Source organism: Actinotalea sp. JY-7885 (genome assembly GCF_014525465.1).
Taxonomy (GTDB): Bacteria; Actinomycetota; Actinomycetes; order Actinomycetales; family Cellulomonadaceae; genus Actinotalea.
The window spans coordinates 1-8,853 of sequence record NZ_JACEXH010000138.1; the positions used below are offsets into that span (position 1 = coordinate 1).

Consider the following 8,853-nt stretch of genomic DNA (forward strand, 5'->3'; position numbering starts at 1 on the left):
ACCGCCGCCACCCGCAGGCGGTGCGCACCGCCGCCGAGCTGGCGGCGCAGTGCGCGTTCGACCTCGCGCTCGTCGCGCCGAACCTGCCGCCGTACCCCGTGCCGCCCGGGCACACCGAGGCGACGTGGCTGCGCGAGCTCGTGCGGCGTGGCGCGCTCGACCGGTACGGGCCGCCCGGCGCGGAGCGGGTGCCGGGCGCCTACGCGCAGATCGCGCACGAGCTCGACGTCATCGAGACGCTCGGCTTCCCGGGGTACTTCCTCATCGTCCACGACCTGGTGTCCTTCTGCCACGAGCGCGGGATCCTGTGCCAGGGCCGCGGCTCGGCCGCCAACTCGGCGGTCTGCTACGCGCTGGGCGTGACAGCCGTCGACGCCGTCCGGCACGGGCTGCTCTTCGAGCGCTTCCTCGCCCCCGAGCGCGACGGGCCGCCGGACATCGACGTCGACATCGAGTCGATGCGCCGCGAGGAGGTCATCCAGCACGTCTACGAGCGGTTCGGCCGCCGGCACGCGGCCCAGGTCGCGAACGTCATCTCCTACCGGCCCAAGTCCGCGGTGCGCGACGCCGCCCGGGCGCTCGGCTACGACGTCGGGCAGCAGGACGCGTGGAGCAAGAGCATCGAGCGCTGGGGCTCGCTGCGCGGGCCGGAGCGGCCGACGTCGTGGTGGCACGTGACGAAGGCGGGCCCGGTGGCGCCCGAGGTGACCGCCGACGGGCACGACGTCGTCCCCGCGCAGCGACCGCCGTCGGCGCAGGAGGAGGGGTCGATCCCCGACCCGGTGCTCGACCTGGCCGACCGGTTCCTGCGCCTGCCCCGGCACCTGGGCATCCACTCGGGCGGCATGGTGCTGTGCGACCGGCCGGTGATCGAGGTGTGCCCGGTGGAGTGGGCGCGCATGCCGGGCCGCACCGTGCTCCAGTGGGACAAGGACGACTGCGCCGACGCGGGCCTGGTGAAGTTCGACCTGCTGGGCCTCGGCATGCTCTCGGCGCTGCGGATCGCGTTCGACCTGGTGGCGCGGCACGAGGGCGTCGAGCTCAGCCTGCACTCGCTGCCGCAGGAGGACCCCGCGGTCTACGACCTGCTGTGCGCGGCGGACACCGTCGGGGTCTTCCAGGTCGAGTCGCGCGCCCAGATGGCGACGCTCCCGCGGCTGCAGCCGCGGTGCTTCTACGACATCGTCATCGAGGTCGCGCTCATCCGGCCCGGCCCCATCCAGGGCGGGTCCGTGCACCCGTACATCAACCGGGTGCGGGGCCGCGAGGAGGTCACCTACCTGCACCCGCTGCTGGAGAAGTCGCTCGCCAAGACCAAGGGCGTGCCGCTGTTCCAGGAGCAGCTCATGCAGATGGCGATCGACGTCGCCGGGTTCAGCGGGGCCGAGGCGGACCGGCTGCGGCGCGCGATGGGGTCCAAGCGCTCGATCGAGAAGATGGAGGCGCTGCGCTCACGGCTCATGTCCGGCATGGCGGCGCGCGGCATCACCCCGGACGTGGGGGAGCAGATCTTCGACAAGCTCAAGGCGTTCGCCGACTTCGGGTTCCCCGAGTCGCACGCGTACTCGTTCGCCTACCTCGTGTACGCGAGCTCGTGGCTCAAGGTGCACCACCCGGCAGCCTTCTGCGCGGCGCTGCTCGCGGCGCAGCCGATGGGGTTCTACTCGCCGCAGACCCTCGTGGCGGACGCCCGGCGGCACGGCGTGACGGTGCTGCGGCCGGACGTGCAGGCGTCCCAGACGCTCGCGGACCTCGAGCGGCTGCCCGACGCCGACCGGCAGGCGCCGGCCGAGGTCCCGGACGAGGAGGTGCCGCGCGCGGGGCGCGGCGGGAGTGGTCCGGCGGCGGTCGGCGTCGTGCGTCCCACGGAGGCGGCGCTCCGCGGGCCGGCGATCCGCCTCGGGCTCGGCTCTGTCCGGGGGATCGGGGACGCGCTCGCGGACACGCTGGTCGCCGAGCGCACGGCGAACGGACCGTTCACGGGGCTGCGGGACCTGGTGCGTCGCGTCCGGCTCAGCACCACCCAGCTCGAGGCGCTCGCGACGGCCGGGGCGCTGGAGTCCCTGGGCGTCGGCCGGCGCGAGGCGCTCTGGGCGGCGGGGGCGCTCGCCCAGGAGGGGCCGGACACGCTGCCGGGCGTCGCCGTCGGCGTGCAGGCGCCGGCGCTCCCGGGCATGACGCACGTCGAGACAGCGGTCGCCGACGTGTGGGCGACGGGGATGTCCGTGGACTCCTACCCGACGCAGCACGTGCGCGACGGCCTCGTCGCGGCGGGGGTGATCACGGTCGCGCAGGCGTTCGAGCACGAGCCCGGTCGCCGCGTCGGCGTGGCGGGCGTCGTGACGCACCGGCAGCGGCCGGGCACGGCACGCGGCGTGACGTTCCTGTCGCTCGAGGACGAGACCGGCCTGCTCAACGTCATCTGCACGTCCGGGCTCTGGAGCCGGTTCCGCACGATCGCCCGCGGCTCGCCGGCGCTCGTCGTGCGCGGGCGGCTCGAGCGGGCCGACGGCGCGACGAACCTCCTCGCCGAGCACCTCGCGCCGCTGTCCCTGCGGGTACCGACGGCGAGCCGCGACTTCCGGTGACCGGACGTGCGCCCGTGGGCTCGCCGACGACGGGCGGGGACGCGGCGGTCAGCGCTCGGCGCTGCCCACCGGCTCACCGTCGGCGATGCGTTCGTTCTCCGGTGGCGGACCCTGGTCGTGGTCCACCTCCGAGAAGTCCGTCGGTGGGTCGAGGTGCCGCAGGCGGGCGAACACCGCCCACGCCACCGCGATGAGCGGCACCGAGATCACGGCTCCGAGGATGCCCGCGACGAGCGTGCCCGCGGTGACGCCGAGGGCGACCGCCACCGGGTGCAGCGAGACCTGCTTGCCCATGACCAGCGGGGTGAGGATGTGCCCCTCGAACTGGCCGATGAGCGCGATGCCGATGCCCACGAGGATCGCGTTGACGATGCCGTTGGCGGCCAGGGCCACGACCATCGCGACCACCATCGCGAGCGGCGCACCGATGAGCGGGATGAAGGCACCGATGAACACCAGGACCGCGAGCGGCGCCGCGAGCGGGACGCCGAGCGCCAGCAGGATGATCACGGCCAGGATGCCGTCCGCCGCGGCGACGATGAACGTCCCGCGGGTGTAGCCCGAGAACGTGTACCAGGCGACCCCGCCGCCGGTGTGCCACGCCTCGCGGTTGCGCGCCGGCAGCTGGTTGAGGAACCACGTCCACATCTCCGTGCCGCGCGTGACGAAGAAGACCGTGCAGAACGTCGCCAGGGCCAGCGCGGTGAGCACCTGCGCCGCCGATCCCGCGCTCGTCAGGGCCTGGCTCAGGATCGTGCTGCTGTTCTGCTGCAGCCACTCCTGGCCGGACGCGATCCAGTCCTGGACGTCCTCGCTCGTCACCGTGAGGTGCAGTGGGCTGTCCTCGAGGAACGACAGGATGGTGCCGATGCCCGTGTTGAACTGCTCACCGAGCGACGCCCACTGGCCGGCGACCGAGAGCCCGATGTACGTGAACAGCCCGACGATCACGAGCAGCGACGCGAGGATCGACAGCGCGGTCGCGATCCCCCGCGGCATGAAGCGGTCCAGGACGTTGACGATCGGGCGCAGCACCGCGGTGAAGACGAGCGCGAGGAACACCGCGATGAACAGGAGCAGCACGCGCGACGTCGCGTAGAAGACCAGGGCGACGGCAGCGACGACGACCAGCACGCGCCACGACCAGCCCGCGACGACGCGCAGCCACTGCGGCGCCGTCTCCTCGTAGCCGACCACCGACGGGTTCCGCCGGGCACCGGCGACCTTCTTCGCCGCCGGGCTCGCCGCGGCGAGGTGCCGCATGGAGATCTTGGAACGCTCCGGCTCGACGGTCGTCGACTCGTCCTGGTCGGTCATCGCACCTCCTTGTGGCGGACGCGAGGCGCGTCGTCGGCCTCAGTCTGCCGCAGGGGTGGCCCATCGGCCGCGTCAGACGGGCCCACCACGCCGTGCTATCTTTACTGCCGCACTCGAGGGGCCGTCAGGGTCCTGAGAGTCCACCCGTCCGGGTGGCGGAATGGCAGACGCGCTAGCTTGAGGTGCTAGTGCCCGTATAGGGCGTGGGGGTTCAAGTCCCCCTCCGGACACTCGTTGAGACAGCGACCAGAGGCCCCTGATCTGCGGAGACGCAGAGCGGGGGCCTTCTTGGTGTGGCTGCGTGCACACCCGTGGGTCCACGCACACGGTGACGGCGCTGGACCGCAGCTCCCCGCCACGGCAGCCTGGGGCCGTGGACGTGCAGGGTCGGCAGGAGTCGGGTGCGACGCCGTCCGCGCACGGCACCACGGACTCGGTCGTCATCGACAACACCGATCCCGGCTGCCCCAAGGTCATCGACCCCACCACCGCTCACGCGTCACGCTGAACGCCGAGCAGAGGGCGCACGCTCGCCTTGTCGCCCTCCGGGGCCGGGCGTACCTTGGCGGCACAGCAACATCAGCGCACCGGGGGGCGGTCGCATGTGCACAGCAACGAACTACACGACCAAGAATCACTACTTCGGTCGGAATCTCGACCTGGAGCTCTCGTACAACGAGACGGTGACGGTCACGCCGAGGAACTTCGTCTTCGAGTTCCGCCGGGTGCCGGCGCTCGAGAGCCATCACGCGATCATCGGCATCGCGACGGTCGCCGAGGGGTATCCGCTCTACTACGACGCGACCAACGAGGCGGGCCTGAGCATGGCGGGCCTGAACTTCCCGGGGAACGCGGACTACAAGCCCGAGGCGGACGGCCGCACGAACATCACGCCGTTCGAGTTCATCCCGTGGATCCTCGGGCAGTGCGCGACGGTCGCCGACGCGCGGGCGCTCCTCGCGGACCTCAACCTCGTCGACATCCCGTTCAGCGCGCAGTTCCCGCTGTCGCCGCTGCACTGGATCATCTCCGACCGCGACTCCTCGGTCACCGTGGAGTCCGTCAAGGAGGGCCTGAAGGTCTACGACAACCCCACGGGCGTCCTGACCAACAACCCCACCTTCGACATCCAGCTGTTCAACCTCAACAACTTCATGAGCCTGTCGACCGAGCCGCCGAAGAACACGTTCTCCGACGCCCTGGACCTCGACACCTACAGCCGCGGCATGGGCGGCATCGGGCTGCCCGGTGACCTGTCCTCGGCGTCGCGCTTCGTCAAGGCGGTGTTCACGAAGATGAACTCCGTCTCGGGGGACTCCGAGTCGGAGTCGATCAGCCAGTTCTTCCAGATCCTCGGGTCCGTCGCGCAGCAGCGCGGCTGCGTGCAGGTGGGGGACGGGTACGAGATCACGATCTACTCGTCGTGCTGCAACACCGACACGGGCGTCTACTACTACACGACCTACGAGAACAGCCAGGTCACGGGCGTCGACATGCACAAGGAGGACCTCGACGGCAAGGAGCTGGCGAGCTACCCCCTGGTGAAGGGGCAGCAGGTCTCCGTGCAGAACTGAGTGCAGGACTGACGCCCCGCCCGCGCAGGGCCGCCCGGCGCGGGCGGCCCTCCGCGGCGCCTACGCTGTGCGGCGATGATGACGCGAGCGGAGGGGGCCTACCTGGGTGCGGTCCGGGCCTTCCAGAACCCGATGCTGGACCTGCTCCACAAGCGTCACGCACCCCTGGTGGTGTCCCTGCTGTCCGTCGTGTTCACACCCGAGCGCCCGGCCGTGCCGGTGGCCGATGCCCACACCGAGGTGGGCGAGGCCCTCGAGCAGCTGCGCGCCGCGGGCCACCAGGACGACCTGCCCACCGCCACCGCGCGCGAGCTGTGCCGGCAGTGGGCCGACGCCGGCTGGCTCGTGCGCCACGTCCTGGACGACGACGTCGAGGTCTACCGGCTCTCGGCCCACGCCGTCGGCGCGCTCGAGGTCGCCGGACGCGCCGGCGGCGCGCGGGCGCGCGTGTCGCGGTCGCGCATCCGGACCCTGCTGGACGCCGTCGAGCGACTCGCCCAGGACGCCGACCCCGACGTCCTGGTGCGCATGGCGCGCCTGGACGCCGAGATGGCGCGGATCCGCGCCGAGCTCGACCGCCTGCAGCGGACCGGCACGGTCGAGGAGGTCGACGAGGAGCAGCTGCTCGAGGAGGCGGAGAACGTCCTGCACCTCGTGCGCGAGCTGCCGGCCGACTTCGCGCGCGTCGCCGAGTCGATCAAGGCGATGCAGCGGGACGTCGTCACGGCCCTGCGCCAGGACGTGCGCCCGACCGGCGACGTGCTGCGCGAGTACCTCGAGCGCGGCGAGCACGTCATGGAGTCGACCGCCGAGGGCCGGGCGTTCGCCGGGGCGCTGCGCCTCATCGGCGACCCGCAGCGCCTGGACGAGCTCGCCGCCCAGCTCGACGTCGTGCTGCGGCACCGGTTCGCCCACCGCCTGCCGGCCCAGCAGCGCGCGGAGCTGCGCGACCTCGGCCGCCGCATCGAGCAGGGCCTGGACCAGGTCTTCACCGCGCAGCGCGAGGCCTCGTACGTGATCACGACCCAGGTGCGCAACCACGACCCGCTGCGCGACCGCCAGGTCGACGACCTGCTGCGCGAGGTGATGACGGGTCTGCAGGCGTGGACGCCGGACGCGCGCCGCGGCCAGCAGGTCGAGCCGCTGCGGCGCCTGCCCGTCGCCGAGGTCGACCACCTGCGCCAGACCGCCGGGGACCTGCGCCCGCCGCAGCCGCCCGCCGCGCTGGGCGTGGACGACGACGACGCCGACACCGACGTCTCGCACCTGGAGGCCCGCGCCTGGGGCGGCCCGCAGTACACGGCGCTGCACGAGCAGCTGACGCGTCTGGCCGACCCCTCCGGGCAGGTCGACGTCGCCGCGGCCTTCGCGGCCGCCCCGAGCGCCCTCCGGCGACCGGTCGACCTGCTGGGCCTCCTGGAGATCGCGCACGACCTGGGCATGACCGAGACCGGCGACCTCGCGTTCGTCGAGGCGCTGCGACCCGACGGGACGCGGCGCCGGTTCGCGTTCGGTGCGGTGACGACACGGATGAGGGACGAGACCGATGAGTGAGACCACCGAGACGGCGTTCATCGCGCCCGTGCCGATGGAGGAGGACCCGACCGAGCTGTTCGCCGGCGACTCGGGCACCCTCGACGCCGACGTGCGGCGTCTCCTCGTGCGCCTCCTGCAGCGGCGGTTCCTCCTCGCGGACCGCAACCGCGCGCAGTGGCGCACCCTCGTGGAGAACCAGCAGGTCGTCGAGTCGCGCCTGCACGACCTGTTCGTGCACCTCGTCGTCGACCACGAGCGCGGCGTGGCGTACAAGAAGCAGGTCCGCTCGGCCGAGCTCGACGTGCCGGTGCTGCTGCGCGACGAGGCGTACACGCGGGCCGAGACGCTCGTCCTGGTGCACCTGCGCACGGTCTTCCAGCGGGAGCGGGGCGCCGGCCAGGCGTCGGTCCGCGTCGACGTGGAGGAGATCGAGCAGACCGCGCTGACGTACTTCGACCCCGACGACTCGAACGTCGCCTCGCGCCAGCGCGAGATCCGCGCCGCCGTCGCGCGGCTCGCGAAGGACGGGCTGATCGAGGAGGAGTCGGAGGGGCGCTACCGCGTCACGCCGCTCGTCGAGATCGTGCTGAGCAACGCGCGGCTCGCCGAGCTGCGCGACTGGCTCCGCGAGCAGGGACGCACGAACGCGGAGGACGCGCGATGACCATGGTGGACACCCTCTTCGGCCTGGTGCCGGCGGCCTCGACGGGCCAGCAGTGGGTCGCGCGCGAGCTGCAGCTCGTCAACTGGGGCGGCTACGACGGCCACCACGCGGTGCGGCTGGCCTCGACCGCGACGCTGCTCTCCGGGGCCTCCGGCTCGGGCAAGTCGACGCTCATGGACGCGTACATCGCGCTGCTGATGCCGCACACGACGCCGTTCAACGGCGCCTCGAACGGCGGCGTCGTCGGCCGCCCGCGCGGCAAGGACCAGCGCAACATCGTGTCCTACGCGCGCGGCAAGCTCGACGAGTCGCGCACCGAGGACGGCACGCGCGAGCGCGTGCTGCGCGGCGACGGCCGGGACACGTGGTCCGCGATCGCGGTGACGTGGGCGGACCAGTCCGAGCGCCTCTTCACGGCCGTGCGCGCGTGGTACGTCCCCTCCGCGGCGCGCACGCTCGACGACGTCGTCGCGGTGCGGGCGACGTGCGACGGCGCCTTCGACCTGCGCGACCTCGAGCCCGCCGCGGCCCAGCGGCTCTCCCGCCCGGCCGTCACCGCCGCCGGGCTGAGCCCGTTCGACACGGACCGTGAGTACACGGCGCGCCTGCACCTGACGCTGGGGATCGGCGCGACGGGCGACGGCGCCAAGGCCGTGGCCCTGCTCGGGCGCATCCAGGCGGGCCAGCAGATCGCCACCGTGGACGCCCTCTACAAGGCGATGGTGCTCGAGGAGCCCGTCACCTTCGCGACCGCCGACGCCGTCGTCGAGCAGTTCGACAAGCTCAGCGGGACGCGCGCCCAGATGGTCACCGCGCGCCAGCAGGTCACGGCGCTCGAGCCGATCCGCGAGCACCGCGAGCGCATCGAGGAGGCCGGCGAGCGGCTCCGGCTGATCGACGCCCTCGGGACCGTCGACGACAGCGCGTCGCCCATCGCGCTGTGGCGCGACGAGCGACGGCTCGGTCTGCTGCGGGCGGTGGAGGACGAGCTCCAGGGCGCGCACCAGGACGCCCGTCGCGTGGTCCGCGAGACGACGGCCCGGGTCGACGCCGCGCGCTCGGAGCTCGACGGCGTCCGGCAGACGCTGTGGGCGTCCGGGGGCGACCGGCTGGCCACCGCCCAGCGCGAGCTGCGCGGCGCGCAGGAGCGGCGCGACCGCGCCGCCGGCGCCCG

General features: G+C 72.9%; 7 protein-coding genes and 1 tRNA gene. 7 read left to right on the top strand and 1 reads right to left on the bottom strand.

Features of this window, described 5'->3' with window-relative positions:
• A partial coding sequence (locus IDM29_RS12325; protein WP_188037575.1) for an error-prone DNA polymerase occupies positions 1–2,588 on the top strand: 2,588 nt, incomplete at its 5' end.
• A gap of 48 nt (positions 2,589–2,636) precedes the next feature.
• Here IDM29_RS12325 and IDM29_RS12330 read toward each other — a convergent pair.
• Positions 2,637–3,905: an AI-2E family transporter gene (locus tag IDM29_RS12330; protein ID WP_255491845.1), complete on the bottom strand. Its 1,269-nt coding sequence runs from the start codon at positions 3,903–3,905 to the stop codon at positions 2,637–2,639.
• Between the two features lie 146 nt (positions 3,906–4,051).
• On the opposite strand from IDM29_RS12330, the gene IDM29_RS12335 reads away from it, so the two are divergent.
• The 6 genes from IDM29_RS12335 to IDM29_RS12355 all read left to right on the top strand — a co-directional run.
• Positions 4,052–4,135: transfer RNA gene (locus tag IDM29_RS12335), tRNA-Leu, on the top strand.
• Positions 4,136–4,278: 143 nt separating this feature from the next.
• Positions 4,279–4,413, top strand: a complete 135-nt coding sequence (locus IDM29_RS17375) for a hypothetical protein (protein WP_255491846.1) — start codon at positions 4,279–4,281, stop codon at positions 4,411–4,413.
• Positions 4,414–4,507: 94 nt separating this feature from the next.
• Positions 4,508–5,479 (top strand): choloylglycine hydrolase, encoded by a 972-nt coding sequence (gene bsh, locus IDM29_RS12340; RefSeq protein WP_182113734.1) that lies wholly within the window; start codon positions 4,508–4,510, stop codon positions 5,477–5,479.
• Between the two features lie 75 nt (positions 5,480–5,554).
• Positions 5,555–7,033 carry a DUF3375 domain-containing protein gene (locus IDM29_RS12345; protein WP_182113735.1) on the top strand — a complete coding sequence of 493 codons (1,479 nt, stop codon included), beginning with the start codon at positions 5,555–5,557 and terminating at the stop codon, positions 7,031–7,033.
• Positions 7,026–7,679: a DUF4194 domain-containing protein gene (locus IDM29_RS12350; RefSeq protein WP_182113736.1), complete on the top strand. Its 654-nt coding sequence runs from the start codon at positions 7,026–7,028 to the stop codon at positions 7,677–7,679. The genes IDM29_RS12345 and IDM29_RS12350 overlap by 8 nt, the downstream gene beginning before the upstream one ends.
• The coding region (locus IDM29_RS12355) for an ATP-binding protein (protein ID WP_304518686.1) at positions 7,676–8,853 on the top strand (1,178 nt) is incomplete at its 3' end. The genes IDM29_RS12350 and IDM29_RS12355, both read left to right, overlap by 4 nt.

Excerpts from the sequence above, each read along its gene's own strand:
- IDM29_RS12345 (WP_182113735.1), top strand. The coding sequence starts at position 5,555 with ATGATGACGCGAGCGGAGGGGGCCTACCTGGGTGCGGTCCGGGCCTTC.
- bsh (WP_182113734.1), top strand. The coding sequence starts at position 4,508 with ATGTGCACAGCAACGAACTACACGACCAAGAATCACTACTTCGGTCGG.
- IDM29_RS12350 (WP_182113736.1), top strand. The coding sequence starts at position 7,026 with ATGAGTGAGACCACCGAGACGGCGTTCATCGCGCCCGTGCCGATGGAG.
- IDM29_RS12330 (WP_255491845.1), bottom strand. The coding sequence starts at position 3,905 with ATGACCGACCAGGACGAGTCGACGACCGTCGAGCCGGAGCGTTCCAAG.